At 63.3% G+C, this 16,257-nt stretch carries 18 protein-coding genes, 2 tRNA genes and 1 pseudogene; 6 read left to right on the top strand and 15 right to left on the bottom strand.

Features of this window, described 5'->3' with window-relative positions:
* Positions 1-6: 6 nt before the first annotated feature.
* From GO608_RS19700 to GO608_RS14320, 4 genes and pseudogenes are all read left to right on the top strand, one after another.
* Positions 7-632: pseudogene (locus tag GO608_RS19700) on the top strand (glycerate kinase type-2 family protein); the annotation flags it as partial.
* Between the two features lie 138 nt (positions 633-770).
* Positions 771-1,268 (top strand): MOFRL family protein, encoded by a 498-nt coding sequence (locus tag GO608_RS19695; protein WP_425532314.1) that lies wholly within the window; start codon positions 771-773, stop codon positions 1,266-1,268.
* A 66-nt stretch (positions 1,269-1,334) separates the two neighbouring features.
* Entirely contained in the window at positions 1,335-1,739 is a 405-nt protein-coding gene (locus GO608_RS14325) for a GlcG/HbpS family heme-binding protein (RefSeq protein ID WP_169197695.1), read from the top strand.
* Positions 1,693-2,118, top strand: coding sequence for a pyruvate kinase (locus tag GO608_RS14320; protein ID WP_247003152.1), 426 nt, complete (start codon positions 1,693-1,695; stop codon positions 2,116-2,118). The genes GO608_RS14325 and GO608_RS14320 overlap by 47 nt, the downstream gene beginning before the upstream one ends.
* A gap of 85 nt (positions 2,119-2,203) precedes the next feature.
* On the opposite strand, the gene GO608_RS14315 is transcribed toward GO608_RS14320, so the two are convergent.
* From GO608_RS14315 to GO608_RS14270, 10 genes are all read right to left on the bottom strand, one after another.
* Positions 2,204-2,280: transfer RNA gene (locus tag GO608_RS14315), tRNA-Pro, on the bottom strand.
* 48 nt (positions 2,281-2,328) lie between these two features.
* Entirely contained in the window at positions 2,329-2,712 is a 384-nt protein-coding gene (locus tag GO608_RS14310) for a MerR family transcriptional regulator (RefSeq protein WP_169197694.1), read from the bottom strand.
* A complete protein-coding gene (locus GO608_RS14305; RefSeq protein ID WP_011236311.1) occupies positions 2,693-3,004 on the bottom strand; it encodes an integration host factor subunit alpha in 312 nt (103 codons plus the stop codon). Before GO608_RS14305 ends, GO608_RS14310 begins: the two co-directional genes overlap by 20 nt.
* 4 nt (positions 3,005-3,008) lie before the next feature.
* Positions 3,009-5,387, bottom strand: a complete 2,379-nt coding sequence (gene pheT / locus GO608_RS14300) for a phenylalanine--tRNA ligase subunit beta (RefSeq protein ID WP_169197693.1) — start codon at positions 5,385-5,387, stop codon at positions 3,009-3,011.
* 7 nt (positions 5,388-5,394) lie between these two features.
* Positions 5,395-6,426, bottom strand: coding sequence for a phenylalanine--tRNA ligase subunit alpha (pheS, locus tag GO608_RS14295; RefSeq protein ID WP_169197692.1), 1,032 nt, complete (start codon positions 6,424-6,426; stop codon positions 5,395-5,397).
* Positions 6,427-6,493: 67 nt separating this feature from the next.
* Entirely contained in the window at positions 6,494-6,853 is a 360-nt protein-coding gene (rplT, locus tag GO608_RS14290) for a 50S ribosomal protein L20 (protein ID WP_011236314.1), read from the bottom strand.
* A 12-nt stretch (positions 6,854-6,865) separates the two neighbouring features.
* A complete protein-coding gene (rpmI, locus tag GO608_RS14285) occupies positions 6,866-7,063 on the bottom strand; it encodes a 50S ribosomal protein L35 (protein WP_011236315.1) in 198 nt (65 codons plus the stop codon).
* 141 nt (positions 7,064-7,204) lie between these two features.
* On the bottom strand, positions 7,205-7,726 hold the full coding sequence (gene infC / locus GO608_RS14280; RefSeq protein WP_011236316.1) for a translation initiation factor IF-3: 522 nt from the start codon (positions 7,724-7,726) through the stop codon (positions 7,205-7,207).
* A 28-nt stretch (positions 7,727-7,754) separates the two neighbouring features.
* Positions 7,755-9,671 (bottom strand): threonine--tRNA ligase, encoded by a 1,917-nt coding sequence (thrS, locus tag GO608_RS14275; protein ID WP_169197691.1) that lies wholly within the window; start codon positions 9,669-9,671, stop codon positions 7,755-7,757.
* Positions 9,672-9,824: 153 nt separating this feature from the next.
* Positions 9,825-9,901: transfer RNA gene (locus GO608_RS14270), tRNA-Val, on the bottom strand.
* Between the two features lie 270 nt (positions 9,902-10,171).
* Here GO608_RS14270 and msrA point away from each other — a divergent pair.
* Both msrA and msrB read left to right on the top strand, forming a co-directional pair.
* Positions 10,172-10,771: a peptide-methionine (S)-S-oxide reductase MsrA gene (msrA, locus tag GO608_RS14265; RefSeq protein ID WP_247003150.1), complete on the top strand. Its 600-nt coding sequence runs from the start codon at positions 10,172-10,174 to the stop codon at positions 10,769-10,771.
* The gene (gene msrB, locus GO608_RS14260; RefSeq protein ID WP_169197689.1) at positions 10,771-11,262 is read left to right on the top strand and encodes a peptide-methionine (R)-S-oxide reductase MsrB; all 492 of its coding nucleotides are present in this window, start codon (positions 10,771-10,773) and stop codon (positions 11,260-11,262) included. Before msrA ends, msrB begins: the two co-directional genes overlap by 1 nt.
* A 30-nt stretch (positions 11,263-11,292) precedes the next feature.
* Here msrB and GO608_RS14255 read toward each other — a convergent pair whose 3' ends face one another.
* The 5 genes from GO608_RS14255 to GO608_RS14235 all read right to left on the bottom strand — a co-directional run bounded on the left by GO608_RS14255 (position 11,293) and on the right by GO608_RS14235 (position 16,203).
* Complete coding sequence (locus GO608_RS14255) at positions 11,293-12,894, bottom strand: cytochrome D1 domain-containing protein (protein WP_169197688.1); 1,602 nt, start codon at positions 12,892-12,894, stop codon at positions 11,293-11,295.
* 17 nt (positions 12,895-12,911) lie between these two features.
* Positions 12,912-14,117 carry a heme d1 biosynthesis radical SAM protein NirJ gene (nirJ, locus tag GO608_RS14250; protein WP_169197687.1) on the bottom strand — a complete coding sequence of 402 codons (1,206 nt, stop codon included), beginning with the start codon at positions 14,115-14,117 and terminating at the stop codon, positions 12,912-12,914.
* A gap of 187 nt (positions 14,118-14,304) precedes the next feature.
* On the bottom strand, positions 14,305-14,622 hold the full coding sequence (locus tag GO608_RS14245) for a plastocyanin/azurin family copper-binding protein (protein WP_169197773.1): 318 nt from the start codon (positions 14,620-14,622) through the stop codon (positions 14,305-14,307).
* Between the two features lie 46 nt (positions 14,623-14,668).
* Positions 14,669-15,547 carry an ethylbenzene dehydrogenase-related protein gene (locus GO608_RS14240; protein WP_169197686.1) on the bottom strand — a complete coding sequence of 293 codons (879 nt, stop codon included), beginning with the start codon at positions 15,545-15,547 and terminating at the stop codon, positions 14,669-14,671.
* A 47-nt stretch (positions 15,548-15,594) separates the two neighbouring features.
* Complete coding sequence (locus GO608_RS14235) at positions 15,595-16,203, bottom strand: NapC/NirT family cytochrome c (RefSeq protein ID WP_169197685.1); 609 nt, start codon at positions 16,201-16,203, stop codon at positions 15,595-15,597.
* Positions 16,204-16,257: the final 54 nt, after the last annotated feature.

Here is a 16,257-nt window from a genome sequence, read left to right as displayed (position 1 = left end):
CCGAGAATGCCCGCCACTCCCCGTGAAGTCCTGGCGCAGATGTTCACCGCCGCCGTGCAGGCGGCACAGCCCGAGCGCTGCCTCGCGCGCCACCTCCCGGCGCCGCCGAAGGGCCGTACGATCGTCCTTGGCGCCGGCAAGGCCTCGGCCGCGATGGCGCTGGCGCTCGAACGCCACTGGCCCGGTGAGCTCTCCGGCGTTGTTGTCACCCGCTACGGCTACGCCGTGCCTTGCGAGCGGATCACGATCGTCGAGCTGCACACCCGGTGCCCGACGCCAAGGGCCTGGCGGCTGCGCGCCGCATGCTGCAGGTCGTGAAGGGTCTCACCAACGACGACCTCGTGATCTCCCTGATTTCGGGCGGCGGCTCGGCGCTGATGCCGCTGCCGGCCGAAGGGGTCACGCTCGAGGACAAACAGGCGATCAACCGCGCACTGCTCATCTCGGGTGCGACGATCTCGGAAATGAACTGTGTGCGCCGACACCTCTCGGCAATTAAAGGCGGACGGCTCGCCGCAGCCTGTTATCCGGCGCGAGTCGTCAATTTGCTGATCTCGGACGTGCCGGGCGACAACCCGATAGACATCGCCTCCGGCCCCACGGTCGCGGACCCGACGACCTGCGCCGACGCGTTGGAAATCGTCGCGCGCTACGGCATCGAACTCCCCGCGGCAGCCCGGGCCTTATTGGAGAGCGGGGAAGGCGAATCGGTCAAGCCGGGCGACCCGCGCCTGGCGCGCGTCACCACGAAGCTGATCGCCACGCCGCAGATGGCGCTCGAAGCCGCAGCAAAGGTGGCGGCCTGCGTAGGCTACACACCGGTGCAGCTCGGCGACAGCATCGAGGGCGAGGCGCGCGACGTCGGCAAAGTCATGGCCGGCATCGCACTGCAGGTGCGCCGCCACCGTCAGCCCGTCGCGGCTCCCTGCGTGCTGCTGTCCGGCGGGGAGACGACCGTGACCGTGCGCGGCAAGGGACGCGGTGGGCGGAACGTTGAGTTCCTGCTTGCGCTCGCAGTTGCGCTCGACTCCGAACCCGGCGTGTTCGCGGTTGCGGGCGATACCGACGGCGTGGATGGCCAGGCGGAGATCGCCGGCGCCTTCGTCACGCCCGACAGCCTGAAGCGGGCGTGGGCAAAAGGCATCCGGCCACGCGACAGGCTCGCCGACAACGACGGACACAGTTTCTTCGAGGCACTCGGCGATTCGCTCGTAACCGGCCCGACGCTCACCAACGTCAATGACTTCCGTGCCATCCTGGTGCTCTAGGCGCGCCAGGCCTGTTGCCCGCAATCGCATCAAAGAACGGAACGGAACGGACATAGGAGAAACCCGATGAAGAACATCAAGGCCTTGACCCTGGACGACGTCAGACGGATTGCGGCGGCGGCCGAGGCGGAGGCGCTCCGTCAAGGTTGGGCCGTAACCATCGCCGTATGCGATGCAGGCGGCCATGCGCTCTGGCTGCAGCGCATGGACGGCGCGCCGTTGCTGAGTGCCAGCGTTGCGCCCGAAAAAGCCCGTACGTGCGTGATGAGCGGCAAACCGAGCAACATCTTCGAGGACATGGTGAATAACGTCCGCTTTGCCGCGCTCTCGATGCCGGTCATGCCACTCGAAGGCGGCGAACCCATCATCGTCGACGACATCGTGATCGGCGCCATCGGCGTTTCGGGGGTGAAAGCCGGCGAAGATGCGCAGGTCGCGCGCGCCGGCCTTGCGGCGCTGGAGCAGTCGTGAACAACAGCAACGAATCCCCGATGAGACGTCATCGCCAGTCACGCATCCTCGCGACACTCGAGCCATCGAGTTCCACCCCGAGCGCCTTCGCACGATCCGCAAAATCGAACGCGAGGCCGGCCGCCCGATCCGCATGCTGATGGATCTGCAGGGCCCGAAGCTGCGTATCGGCACGATGACCGACGGCAAGGCTCAGCTCGTCACCGCCTCCGACTTCCGCCTCGATCTCGACCCGGCACCCGGCGCCGCAACGCGCGCCAACCTGCCCCACCCCCAGATCTTCGCCGCCCTCGAAACCGGTACCGAACTGCTGGGCAGGACTCTCTGGCAGGGTGCGGGCAAGCGTGGCCCGATTTGGTGCGGGCGTGACCGGTGGTAATCCTCCAGTGGATGCGCGCACCTTCGGCACGGGGCTGTAAAGCAAAATGGCCAATCTTTCGATTGGCCATTTTGCTTGATTCAATTGGTCGGGGCGGCGGGATTCGAACTCGCGACCCCTTGCACCCCATGCAAGTGCGCTACCAGGCTGCGCTACGCCCCGACACAAGCGAGCATTATAGCGATATTCTCGACATTTGCCAGTGCTGACTCAGGCCTTGAGGTGCTCCAGCGTGGTGACGATTTCGGACCGCACATGGGCGATCACCGACCGCAGACGGGAGACTTCCTCGGCCTCTTCATGCTGGTGGATTGCCGTCTCGCCGAGCTTGTTGCGAGCGCCCGAAATGGTGAAGCCCTCCTCGTAGAGCAGTTCCCGGATGCGGCGGACGAGCAGGACTTCATGGTGTTGATAGTAGCGTCGGTTACCGCGCCGTTTCACCGGTTTGAGCTGGGTGAATTCCTGTTCCCAGTACCGCAGCACGTGCGGCTTGACGGCGCACAGTTCGCTGACCTCGCCGATCGTGAAATACCGCTTGGCCGGAATCGGAGGCAGCTGGGTTGTCGGAGTCTCATTATGGCTGCTTGCTTGCATCGCTCAGTTGCTCCACGGCGGCCTTGAGTTTCTGACTGGCGTGAAAGGTCACGACCCGGCGCGCAGTGATCGGGATTTCCTCGCCGGTCTTCGGATTGCGACCCGGCCGCTGCGGCTTGTCGCGGAGCTGGAAGTTGCCGAAGCCCGAGAGTTTCACGCACTCCCCGCGCTCCAGCGCCTGGCGGATTTCCTCGAAAAAGCCTTCCACCATGTCCTTGGCTTCGCGCTTGTTGAGGCCGACCCGCTCGAAAAGCAGGTCAGCCAGTTCCGCTTTGGTCAGGGTGACGTTCATTGCACTATCCACGCAGCCGCGCCCCCAAGGAGGTTTCCGCATGGCGGACGATCGCGTCGACCGCGGCATCCACTTCGGCATCTTCGAGCGTGCGCTGAGTATCTTGCATCAACACCCTGAACGCAAGGCTCTTTTTCCCGGCATCGATGCCTTTGCCATGGTAGACATCGAACAGCTCTATCCCCATCACAATCTCCGCCGCCGCCTCGCGCATGACCTCGATCACCCGCGCCGCCGTCAATGCCTGCTCGACGACCAAGGCGACGTCGCGCGTCACTGCGGGTTGCCGGGAAATCTCGCGATACGCGGGAAGATCAGCCAGGAGCGCGGCGTCTAGTTCAATCTCGAACACGACGGGCGCCGTTCCCATTTCATAGCGCTGCACCCATACCGGGTGGATCTCGCCGAGGAGTCCGATACGCCGGCCGTCGAGCAGGATGCTGGCGGCGCGCCCGGGATGCAGCGCGGGATCGGACAGGCGTTCGAATTCGAGCGCACGCGGCGCGAAAAGCGCTTCCACGTCGCTCTTCACGTCATAGAAATCGACCTGGCGGCTCGCAGCGCCCCACTGTTCGGGCAACGCAAGACCCGCTGCGAGCCCTGCGACGCGCAGCGGTTGATGAAAACCGGCAACCGGCTCACCGTCCGCCTTGCGTTCGAAGCAGCGGCCGATCTCGAACACGCGCACCCTGGCCTGCTGGCGCTTGCGATTCGCAACCAGGTTCGCCGCAAGGCCCGGGATCAGGCGGGAGCGCATCACGCTCATCTGGCTCGCGATCGGATTCGCCAGGCGGATCGGTTCGGCGTTCGCACAGAAATCCCGCTCCCAGGCTTCCTCGACGAACGCGTAGTTGACGACCTCCTGGAAATCGCGCGCCGCCAGCAGATGGCGGACGTCCCACACGGAACGGCTCGACTCGGAACGGTCGAGCATCATCAGGGAACCTTGCGGCGCGCAGGCCGGAATGGCGTCGTAGCCGTGCAGGCGCGCCATCTCCTCGATCAGGTCTTCCTCGATCTCGATGTCGAAGCGGAACGACGGCGGCGTGACGAGCAGCGCGTCGCCCTCGCGTTCGACCGACAGATGCACGCCTTCGAGCAGCCTCACGATCGCGTCGTCGCCGAGATCGATACCAAGCAGGCGGCGGGCGCGCGCAGGACGCAACCGGACTGCCGGGCGCGCTGGCAGGTGGTCCTTGGCGACCGCTTCATCGACCGGCCCCGCGGCCCCGCCGCAGATGTCGAGAACGAGCCGGGTTGCGCGCTCGATCGCCCGTCCCGCGAGTTCGAAATCGACACCGCGCTCGAAACGATGTGACGCGTCCGAGACGAAGCCGTAGCTGCGTGCGCGCCCGGCGATGGCTGCCGGGGCGAAGAATGCGCTCTCGAGGAACACATCGACGGTGTCGAGCGTGATGCCGCTGTCTTCACCGCCCATGATCCCGGCAAGGGCCAGCGCACGCGCCTCGTCGGCGATCAGCAGCGTATCGGCCGCGGGAACGACGGTCTGCTCGTTGAGCAGGCGCACTTTTTCGCCTGTGTTCGGATAGCGGACATGGATCGCGCCGACGAGCTTCGCATTGTCGAACGCGTGCAGCGGCTGTCCCAGTTCAAGCATCACGTAGTTGGTCACGTCGACGAGCGCGCTGATCGAGCGCACGCCGCTGCGCTGCAGGCGTTGCTTCATCCAGTCGGGCGTCGGCGCCTTCGCATCGACGCCGCGAACGATGCGGCTGCAATAACGCGGGCAACCGTCGGGTGCGTCGAGGACGACGGCGCGGCGATCATCGACGGCCGGCACCACCGCCTCGATCTGCGGCAGTGCGAGCGGCTGGCCGGTCAAGGCCGCGACTTCACGCGCGACCCCGGCGAGGCTGAGACAGTCCGAGCGGTTCGGAGTGAGCTTGATCGTGAAGAGCGTGTCGTCGAGCGTGAGGAAATTCCGGATGTCCTGCCCGATCGGAGCATTGCCCGGCAACTCGAGCAAGCCCCCGTGATCGTCCGACAATCCAAGTTCTCGCGCCGAACAGAGCATGCCGAAGGACTCGACGCCGCGCAGCTTTGCCGCCTTGATGTCGAAACCAGGCAGTTTTGCCCCCACCATCGCGCACGGAACGCGCAAGCCCGCTGCCGCATTCGGCGCCCCGCAGACGATCTGCAGCAACTCGTCCTGCCCCACGTCAACCTTGCACAGCTTCAGCTTGTCGGCGTTCGGATGCTTCTCGGCCGCGATGATGCGACCGACGACGACGCCCGAAAATGCCGCTGCGGCCGGCACGGCCTCCTCGACTTCGAGACCCGCCATCGTCAGCAGGTGGCCGAGGGACTCGCTGTCGAGCGGAGGATTGACGAGGCTCCGCAACCAGTGTTCCGAAAATTGCATGATTCGATTACCTGAATTGGCTCAAGAAGCGCAGATCGCCTTCGAAGAAGAGGCGCAGATCGTTCACGCCGTAGCGCAGCATCGTCAGCCGGTCTGGGCCCATGCCGAACGCGAAGCCGGTATAGCGTTCGGGATCGATCCCGCCAAAGCGCAACACGTTCGGATGAACCATCCCGCAGCCGGCGATTTCGAGCCAGCGGCCTTTCAGCGCCCCACTCATGAACGCCACATCGATCTCGGCACTCGGCTCAGTGAACGGGAAGAACGACGGGCGGAAGCGGACCTGCAGGTCTTCGGTCTCGAAGAACTTGCGCAGGAAATCGGCGATCACGCCCTTTAGATCGGCAAAGCTGACCGATTCTCCGACCCACAGGCCTTCGACCTGATGGAACATCGGCGAATGCGTCGCGTCGGAGTCGACGCGATACACGCGTCCCGGAACGATCACGCGAATCTCCGGCATCGACTCGCGATCGCCGTAGCGCGCGACGTGGTCGAGCATCGTGCGGATCTGCACCGGACTGGTGTGAGTCCGCAGCAGCACGTCCTCGTGTCCTTCGAGGTAGAAGGTGTCGTGCATCGAGCGCGCCGGATGGTTTTCCGGCGTGTTCAGCGCAGTGAAGTTATGCCAGTCGGTCTCGATTTCCGGACCGTCGGCGACGACGAAGCCGATCGAACGAAACAGCGCCTCGATGCGCTCGAGCGTCCGGCTGACGGGATGCAGCCCCCCCTGCGCGACGCCTCGCCCCGGTAGTGTCACGTCGAGCGCTTCGGCGGCGAGCTGGGCGACCAGTACCGCTTCGCGCAGAGCCTGCCGCCGGGCTTCGAGGGCGGCCTCGATCGCATCTTTCGCGCGATTGATCTCGGCGCCGGCGACGCGCCGCTCTTCTGCGGCGAGCTTGCCCAGGCCTTTCAGCCGCTCGGTCAGCGCTCCGGTCTTGCCGAGGTAGCGCGCCTTGACCTGTTCGAGCTGGACGCCGTCCGCTGCCGCGGCGAACTCCGTTGCCGCCTGTTGAACGAGTTGATCGAGCTTATCCATTTGCTTGCCGTGGAAAATTCAGGAAAAAAAAAGGAGGCCAAGCCTCCTTTTTTCATGCCGCATGTTCTTACGCAGCGAGTTTGGCCCGGGCTTGGTCGGCAAGCGCCGCAAAGGCGGGTTTGTCGAACACCGCCAGATCGGCCAGAACCTTGCGATCGACTTCGATCGCCGCCTTTTTCAGGCCGTTCATGAAGGTGCTGTATGTCAGCCCGACTTCACGCGCGGCGGCGTTGATACGCGCAATCCACAGCGCACGGAACTGGCGCTTGCGCTGGCGGCGGTCACGGTAGGCGTATTGCCCGGCCTTCATCACCGCCTGCTTGGCGATACGGTAGACGTTCTTGCGGCGACCGCGGTAACCCTTGGCCTGATCGAGAACCTTCTTGTGGCGCGCGCGCGCCGTTACCCCGCGTTTAACTCTGGACATGGCGGTCTCCTATCAAGCGTAAGGCAGCATTGCGCGGATCAGCTTTTCGTCGGCAGCGTGAACTCCCGTCATGCCGCGCAGCTGGCGCTTGCTCTTGGTGGTTTTCTTGGTAAGGATGTGGCGCTTGAACGCCTGGGACCGCTTGATCCCGCCACTAGCGCGAACCTTGAACCGCTTCGCGGCTCCGCTCTTGGTCTTCATCTTGGGCATTGCTAACTCCAGGTTTATGAATGCCGTCAGGTAGCGTCGCCGTGCGGCGCGTTTTCAACCTGACACCACTTGTTTTCCGGCAGGCTTGCTGCCGGTAGTTGCCTCCCGCCGGAGAGCGGAGGGCAAATTCCGTATCGCGGATCAGCGGTTCTTCTTCGGCGAGATGACCATGATCATCTGACGCCCTTCCATCTTGGGCATCTGCTCGACCTGACCGATCTCTTCAAGATCCGCCTTCACACGCTCAAGTTGCCGCAGCCCGAATTCCTGGTGGGCCATCTCGCGTCCGCGAAAGCGCAAGGTAACTTTGCACTTGTCGCCTTCTTCGAGAAAACGCTTCAAGTTCCGCAGCTTGATCTGGTAGTCGTTCTCATCCGTTGCCGGACGTAGCTTGACTTCCTTGATCTGCACCTGCTTTTGCTTGAGCCGGGCTTCGTGGGCCTTTTTCTGCTCCTGGTACTTGAACTTGCCGAAATCCATCACCCGGCACACCGGGGGCTGCGCCATCGGCGCAATTTCGACCAGATCCAGACCAGCCTCTTCGGCCGCGTTCAGGGCTGCATTCAGCGAAACAATGCCGAGGGGCTCGCCGTCCTCGCCGACCAGACGGACTTCGGGCGCGCTGATCTCTTCATTGACGCGCTGCTTTTTTTCTTGAGCGATGGTTCAGTTCTCCACGAATGCCAAAAAATCAGATCGAGCCCGACCGCGCCTCAATTTCGCGCTGCCAACGCTCGATCAATGTATCGAGGGGCATCTGGCCAAGATCCTGACCTCCCCGCACGCGCACTGCGACGACCCCTGCTGCCTTTTCCTTTTCGCCGATGACGATCTGGTAAGGCAGCTTGTGCACGCTATGTTCGCGGATTTTATAGTTAATCTTTTCGTTACGCAAATCCGCCTCGATCCGGAAACCCGCCTGCTTCAGCCGCCTGGCGACTTCGGTTGCGTAGTCCGCCTGCCCTTCGGAAATGTTCAGCACGACCGCGTGGACCGGGGCCAGCCATAACGGCAGGGCACCGGCGTAGTGCTCGATCAGGATGCCGATGAAACGCTCGAGCGAGCCGAGGATCGCGCGATGCAGCATTACCGGATAGTGCTTGGCGTTGTCCTCGGCGACGTACTCGGCTCCCAGCCGCACCGGAAGGTTGAAGTCGAGTTGCAGGGTGCCGCACTGCCATACGCGGTTGAGGCAGTCTTTCAGCGAGAACTCGATCTTCGGCCCGTAGAAGGCGCCCTCGCCCGGCTGCAGGTCGTACGCCAGCCCCTGGGCATCGAGCGCAGCGGCGAGCGCAGCTTCCGCTGCGTCCCACTGGTCGTCGGTGCCGACGCGCTTGTCGGGACGCGTCGACAGCTTGATCAGGATCTCGGTAAAGCCGAAGTCGGCATAGACTTTCTGCAGCAGCGCGATGAAGGCCGCCGATTCGGCCTGCACCTGATCGTCTGCGCAGAAGATGTGCGCGTCGTCTTGGACGAAATTGCGAACGCGCATGATGCCGTGCAGCGCGCCCGAAGGCTCGTTGCGGTGGCAGGAGCCGAACTCGGCCATGCGCAGCGGCAGGTCGCGGTAGCTTTTCAGCCCCTGGTTGAAGATCTGGATGTGGCACGGGCAGTTCATCGGCTTGACCGCGTAGTCGCGCTTCTCGGACTGCGTCGTGAACATGAGTTCCGAGTACATGTCCCAGTGGCCGGACTTTTCCCACAGCGAGCGGTCGACAATCTGCGGCGTTTTGACTTCCTGGTAGCCATTGTCGAGAATCGTGCGGCGCATGTACTGCTCCACCTGCTGCCACAGGGTCCAGCCCTTCGCGTGCCAGAACACCATGCCCGGCGCCTCTTCTTGGATGTGGAAGAGGTCGAGCAGCCGGCCGAGCTTGCGGTGATCGCGCTTTTCGGCCTCTTCGAGCATGTGCAGGTAGCTTTCCAGGTCCTCCTTCTTCGCCCACGCGGTGCCGTAGATGCGCTGCAGCATCTCGTTCTTCGAGTCACCCCGCCAATAGGCGCCGGCGACTTTCGTCAGCTTGAAGACCTTGAGCTTGCCGGTCGAGGGCACGTGCGGCCCGCGACACAGATCGATGAAATCTCCCTGGCGATACAGCGACACGTCCTCGGCTTGCGGGATCGAGGCGATGATTTCGGCCTTGTAGTGCTCACCCTGCGACTTGAAGAACTCAACCGCCTTGTCGCGCGGCCAGACCTCGCGCGAGACCGGAATCTCGCGCCGCGCAAGCTCGGCCATGCGCTTTTCGATCTTCTCGAGATCCTCCGGCGTGAACGGACGCTTGTAGGCGAAATCGTAATAGAAGCCGTTCTCGATCACGGGGCCAATTGTCACCTGCGCTTCGGGAAACAGTTCCTTGACCGCATGCGCAAGCAGGTGCGCGGTCGAATGACGGATCACGTCCAGCCCTTCGTCACCTTTTTCGGTAACGATCGCGAGCGGGGTGTCGGTCTCGATGCGATACGAGAGGTCGACGAGCCGTCCATCGACTTTGCCGGCGAGGGCCGCTTTCGCGAGGCCTGCACCGATCGATGAGGCCACGTCGGATACCGTGACGGGATGATCGAAGCTGCGTACGGAACCGTCGGGAAGCGTGATATTCGGCATGATCTCGAGGCCTCGGACAAATGTTTCGACGAATTGTGGACGAAAAAAAAGTGCGGGCGAACCGCACTTTTTTCTGGAGCACTACAGCGGAGCCCGATTTTCAGTTTCCGGCTTCGGTAGTAGTTCGGAACATCACTGTCCAGCTCCATATGTTGGTAGGCGCGATTGGACTCGAACCAACGACCCCCACCATGTCAAGGTGGTGCTCTAACCAGCTGAGCTACGCGCCTGCTAAGAGCTGCGCATTATAGGTATGCCCGCTATGCAGCGCAATAGTCCGCGCAGAAATTTTTCCGGAACGAGCTTCTCTCGGGGATTTCCTTCAACCCCTCGCCCGGACGTAGGCGAATCAGGCGGCACGGGCGGGAGCGGGAACGAGAAGTCGTATCGACGGAAATGAAACGCGGACTTTACGGTCCAATTGCAGTGGAACAGGAGGTTTCTCGATGACGAGGCATGAGGGCGGTTTTGTTTCACGGCTGTCCGGCAGGTGGGCCGGCGTGCTGGGGCTTGCGCTGATGGTGGCCGGGGCGGGCACGGGACAGGCGGCTCCGTCCCCATCGCCCGCGACGGCGATTTTCGCCGGTGGCTGCTTCTGGTGCATGGAGCCGCCGTTCGACGGGCTCGACGGCGTCGTGTCGACAACCTCCGGCTACACTGGGGGACACGTGCCGAATCCCGGCTACGAGGCGGTCTCGTCAGGACGCACCGGGCACGCCGAAGCAGTGCGGATCGAGTACGACCCGGAGAAAATCAGCTATGAACAGCTGCTCGACGTGTTCTGGCGCAATATCGATCCCACCGATCCCGGGGGACAGTTCTGCGATCGGGGCAGCCAGTACCGCGCACAGATCTTCTATCAAAATGATGGGCAGCGAGCCGCGGCCGAACGCTCGCGCGCCGCGCTCGTCGCGAACAAACCGTTTGCCCAGCCAGTCATCACTGAAATCGTGCCGGCGACGAAATTCTATCCGGCCGAGGAATATCACCAGGACTATTACCTGAAAAATCCGCTGCGCTACAAGTTCTATCGGCACCGCTGCGGGCGCGACGAGCGGCTCGAAGCCCTGTGGGGCGTGAATGACGGAGAGAAGAAGTGATGAAGAGACGACTCTTTCTTGCGGCCCTTTTCGGTAGCGCAGCGGCACCGCTCGTTCGCTCGGTCGAGCAGAGCACCGCAACCCCGCCGCCGAAAATCGGGAAGATTCACCGCAGCGACGAGGAGTGGCGAAAGCTGCTCACGCCCGAGCAGTTCCGCGTACTGCGGCGCGACGGGACCGAGCCGGCTGGCAGCAGTCCGCTGAACGACGAGAAGCGCAACGGCGAATACGTATGCGCCGGCTGCGAGCTTCCGCTCTTCACGTCAGACATGAAGTACGACAGCGGCACCGGATGGCCGAGTTTCTTCACGACGATTCCGGAGCACGTCGAAACGAAGCTCGACTTCAGGATGATCCTGCCGCGCACGGAATATCACTGCGCGCGCTGCGGGGGGCACCAGGGCCATGTGTTCGACGACGGCCCGCCGCCGAGCGGCAAGCGCTGGTGCAACAACGGCGCCGCGCTGAAATTCGTGCCGGCGGCCGGCTAGCGACTGCGGCGCCCGGGCCCCGCGCGTGCTTCAGTGGCTCGTGCCTTCCTCGCGCATCGTCTTGTTCCAGACGTTGTATTTGCCGACGGGCTTTTTCATTGGCAAACGCTTGACCTCTTCGAGCGTCTGCGCGTCGTAGACGATCAGCGCCCCGTCCATCTCCCACAGGCTCGCGAGCGCGTAACGGCCGTCGCGCGTGAACTCGACGTGGGCGAGCGTCTGGCCGGGAGGGGCTTTGAGCTCCCTGACGATCTCCAGCGTCTGCTTGTCGATGACCTGGAGGATGTGCTTCGCATCACGGCTCATCATCGAATCGACGAAAGCGTAGCGGCTGTTCTCGTGGCTGCGCAGGAAGAATCCCGGGCCGCGCGTGGGGATGCGCTTGACGACGCTCCAGTCCTCGAGATCGATCACCGTGACTTCGGCCGCCTTGAGGTTCGTACTCGCCATCACCCGCCGCCCCTGCCACTCCCAAGTGATGCCGGAACCAAGGTGCGGCATGCCGTCGAGCGGCAGATCGGCAATCTTGCGGCGAACGTCGAGATTGACGACCTGCCCGACGCCCTCGCGCGATGCGCCGAGCACTGTCGAATAGTCCTGGGTGAAGAAGAAGTCGTCGAGCACTTGCGCGAGCTCGGTGCGGCGCGGGTTCAGGTAGCCGCGAACGAACGCGCCCTCGCGGTACTGGTAGTCGTGGACGTAGCCGGTCGGGATCTCCTCCGCCGTCGGGTCGTAGCTGATTTCCCAGACCTCGGGCACGTCCTTCAATGCGGCGACGAAGGCATTGCGCGGCGTCGCTTCATACACTGCGGAAACGCGCGAGCTGCGCTTGCCTTCGCGGTCGGTGACGTCGATCGATTTCAGCAGATTCAGGTCACCGTCGAGCAGCACCAGCGTATGCGGCAGATAGTTTGCGACGGCGACGTGCCGGCCGTCCGGCGACACTGCGACGTTGCGCGTGTTGATGCCGGCGCGGACCTCGGCGACGACCTTGAGATTCCACAGGTCGTACTTCGTCACCCAACCGTCTCGCGAGCCGAAAAACACGAACCGGCCGTCCTTGGTGAACTTCGGCCCGCCATGCAGCGCCAGCCGCGACGCAAAGCGGTGAATCGATTCGAGCTTGTCGCCGTCGAGCACCGACACGTGGTGGTCGCCCCCTTCGACGACGACGAAGAGGTTCATCGGATCGGCGTCGAACACGGGCTTTGCCGCCAGCGTCGCCGGATCGACATGCTGGATGCGCGACGCGCGGATGTCGGCTTCGCTCCATTTCGGCGCCGGAACGACCGGCGTGTAGATCAATGCGCCGAGCGCGGCGATCTCGTCCGCTTTCAGCGCTGCGCCGAACGCCGGCATCTGGGTCGCGACGCGGCCCTCGCGGATGACCTCCAGCGCCTCTTCCTTGCGCAGGCGCGCGAGATTCTCCGGCAACAGCGCCGGCCCGCTACCGCCGAGGCGATTCGCACCGTGACAGGAGGCGCAGTGTTGCTGGTAATGACGGCTCGCCATGTCGCTGTCGGCAGCGCGTACCGGATTGAAAGCGACGAAGGCCGCCACAAGCAGCACGGGGGCGACGAAAAGACCGGCTGAGGACCGGAATGTTGCCGCTTTGGAACGAAGAAAATTCATTCGATGTCTCGGGGGGATCAGGCAGGACGGCGGCGAGGCACGAAAGGAGTGGTTTTGACCCGCTCGCTGCCGTAGTCGGCCGCCGTGACGCCGATCTCCTCGTCGCTGAGATAACAGGCCGGGTCCTCGACCCATGGATCGCCGGTGATCTGCTGCGCGCGCACGCGCGAGCTGCCGTTGCATACCGCGAGGAACTTGCATTTGCCGCAGCGCCCGCCGAGGAGCCGGGGATGGCGTTTGAGGCCCGCCATCAGAGGATTCGACAGGTCGCTCCAGATCTCGGAGAACGGTCGCTCCCGTACATTGCCGAGAGGCACATGCCACCACATCGTGTCGGGATGCACGACCCCCAGGTTGTCGATGTTCGCGACGTTGACGCCGCTCGCATTGCCGCCCCACTGCAGCAACTTTGCACGGATATGCTCGGCGTGCTCGGGAAACCGGCGCGCGACCCAGTGATACATGTAGACGCCGTCGGCATCGTTGTTGCCGGTGACGAATTCCTTGTCGATGCCGCGTCGATGCAGCGCCAGGGAGGTGTCGAACAGCAGATCCATCGCTTCGCGCGTCGTGCGATGCTGCGCATCGTCGCCGCGGTGCTTGTTGCCGCGCCCGGCATAGTTCAGGTGCGAGAAGTAGAACTTGTCGATGCTCTCGTCCTCGACGAGGCGCAGCAACGCGGGCAGGTCGGCGGCGTTGTCCTCGGTCATCGTGTAGCGCACGCCGACCTTGATGCCGCGGGCCGTGCACAGCCGAATGCCACGCATCGATGCCTCGAAAGCGCCTTCGAGACGGCGAAACCTGTCGTGCGTGGCGCCGATGCCGTCGAGGCTCACGCCGACGTAATCGAAGCCGATCTCGTCGATCCGGTCGATGTTCGATTCGTCGATCAGCGTGCCGTTGCTCGACAGGCCGACATAGAAGCCCATTTTTTTCGCATGGCGGCCGATCTCGAAGATGTCGGGGCGCAGCAGCGGCTCGCCGCCCGACAGGATCAGCACCGGCACGCGGAACGCCTTCAGATCGTCCATCACCCGAAACACTTCCCCGGTCGACAACTCGCCAGGAAAGTCGGTGTCGGCCGAGATCGAGTAGCAATGCTTGCAGGTGAGGTTGCAGCGCCTGATCAGGTTCCAGATCACCACCGGCCCGGGCGGGTTGCGGTGCGGGCCCGCCGGCGTGGGATGATCGAGTTCGCGGATAAAGTTCGAGATGCGAAACATGGCGGGCTCTCCTGAGTGCGGCCATTACATCGGACTGCAACCCGCCGGGAAATGACGGCGGTCAAGGGGATGGCGGACGGGAACGCGGTCGCGTGGGTGAGGACGACAGCAACATGCAAAAACTGCTGCCTCGGCCGCAATGACCAGCCACCCTACAAGCCCTCACGCGCGAAGCAGAGTTGCAGCATCAATCGCCGACGATGACGACGCCCTTCATTTCGGGATGAGGACCGCAGTGATATTCGAAACGCCCTGCCTGCGGAAAGGCGCGCGACCATTTCTCGTCCGGGAAGAACCGATCGGACTCTTCGCCCGTCCCCTCGAACAGCACCGAATGGCTGGTCCTCTTCTCGCGGTTCAGCCACGTGACCGTGTCGCCCGGCTTGATTCGCACTTCGGCCGGTTTGAAGCGGTAGTCCGAAATTTCCACGATCAGGTCGGCTGCCTGCAGAGGCGCGGAAAAACCCAGTACAAAGAGGCCACCCGCGAGGGTGGCCTGGAACATCGCACGCACGATTGTCACTCCTGCGGCAGATGGAGGGGTAGCGAAGTTACTGTTTGGCAGCGGTAATGTCGGCCTTCGCATCGATACCGAGCTTGTGCCCGAGCGACACGTGGTGGAAACGACCCGCCGCGTTGTCGTCATGGATCGCGAAACCGAAATTGTAGACCTTGCCGGACTCGAGGGTTACGTCACCCTCGCCCCCGCCCGACAGCTTGCGCGTAAACACCACGGACCAGTTGTTGCCCTCGAGCTTGCCATCGGCCTTCACGAGCCCTTTGCCGCCTTCCATCACGCGTTTATCGGCGACGTACCCGTCGAAGCCCTTCTTTTCGCCGCTGCGCCATTGCATCAGGTCATAGAACTTGCCTTCGGCCAGTGAGCCACCCTTGACGTACTTCGTCTTGGTATCGGCTGCGCCCGGCATCGTGCGCGAATCCGTGTGACAGGTTGCCCAACAGCCGGCCTGGTCCGCGAGTTCGACCTTGCCGCCGGATTCGAGCATGAACGCGACTTTGACCGGGTTCTTGTCATCCATCTTCGCGGCGCCCGATGCCTTGGGCTGTTCCCACGTGAAGCGCAGGTAGAGGTTCTCGCCATCATGCGAAGCCTGCACCTTAACGGGGATGGCGGGCGCCTTGCCGGCGATCGGGCTCGGCTCGATCTTCTGGCCGCTGACCATCTTCGTGCCCATGTCCTTGGCTTCTTCATCGTGGCAGTCTGCGCAGCGCTCGCCTTTCTTGAGTGCGCGCGCGCCACCGTGCTCGGTCCCCTTCGTGATCCATTCGATGGGCGACACCCCGGGATAGAGCAGCGTGATTTCCTTTGCGGGAATCTTGCTCCAGTCCGCCGGTGCCGCAGCAAGTGCGCTGCCCGCGCCCAGCGTCAGGAGAGTAGTCATCGCACTCACGATCAACGTCTTTCTCATTTTCGGTTCCTCTCGGTGGATGCTCGAAATTCGTGGCTGCCTGCCGCTCACAGGTCATCTTCCTCGGTCATGCCTTCGGGTTTCTGATGCGCGATGCCCTTGTGGCAATCGATGCACGTCATGTTGTCCTCACGTGCCATCTCGTGCTGCTTGCGCGCACGCTGCTTCTGCGACTCAGTGTTCATGCTGTCAAGGCTATGGCAGTTTCGGCATTCGCGCGAATCGACGGACTTCATCCGCGCCCATTCCCGTCGCGCCAGTTCCAGTCGCTTCGCCTCGAACTTCTCGCGCGTGTCGATTGTGCCGGTGAGCTTGCCCCACAGCTCGCGCGACGCCTGGACCTTGCGGATCATTTTGTGCGTCCAGTCCCGCGGCACGTGGCAGTCGGCGCAAACCGCGCGCACGCCGGTGCGGTTCGAGTAATGGATCGTCTTCTTGTATTCCTGATAAACGTTGTTGTTCATCTCGTGACAGGAGATGCAGAACTGCTCGGTGTTCGTCGCCTCCATTGCGGTGTTGAAACCGCCCCAGAAAAAGACGCCGACGATGAAACCGACCGCCAACAGGCCGCCGAGCGAGTACTTCACGCTCGGACGGCGGAGTCGTGCCAGGAGGCCGCGGGAACGTTGTTTTGGATTGCTGTCTGGATCCGTCATGAGAATCTTCCTCGTCACCCCCTCCGGGCCGCGGCCCGGAGGGTTTCAGAACCC

The organism is Aromatoleum buckelii, from assembly GCF_012910785.2.
In the GTDB taxonomy this organism is placed as follows: domain Bacteria; phylum Pseudomonadota; class Gammaproteobacteria; order Burkholderiales; family Rhodocyclaceae; genus Aromatoleum; species Aromatoleum buckelii.
Note: the sequence above shows the minus strand (reverse complement) of the source record. Positions and strands in the feature narration are given on the sequence as shown.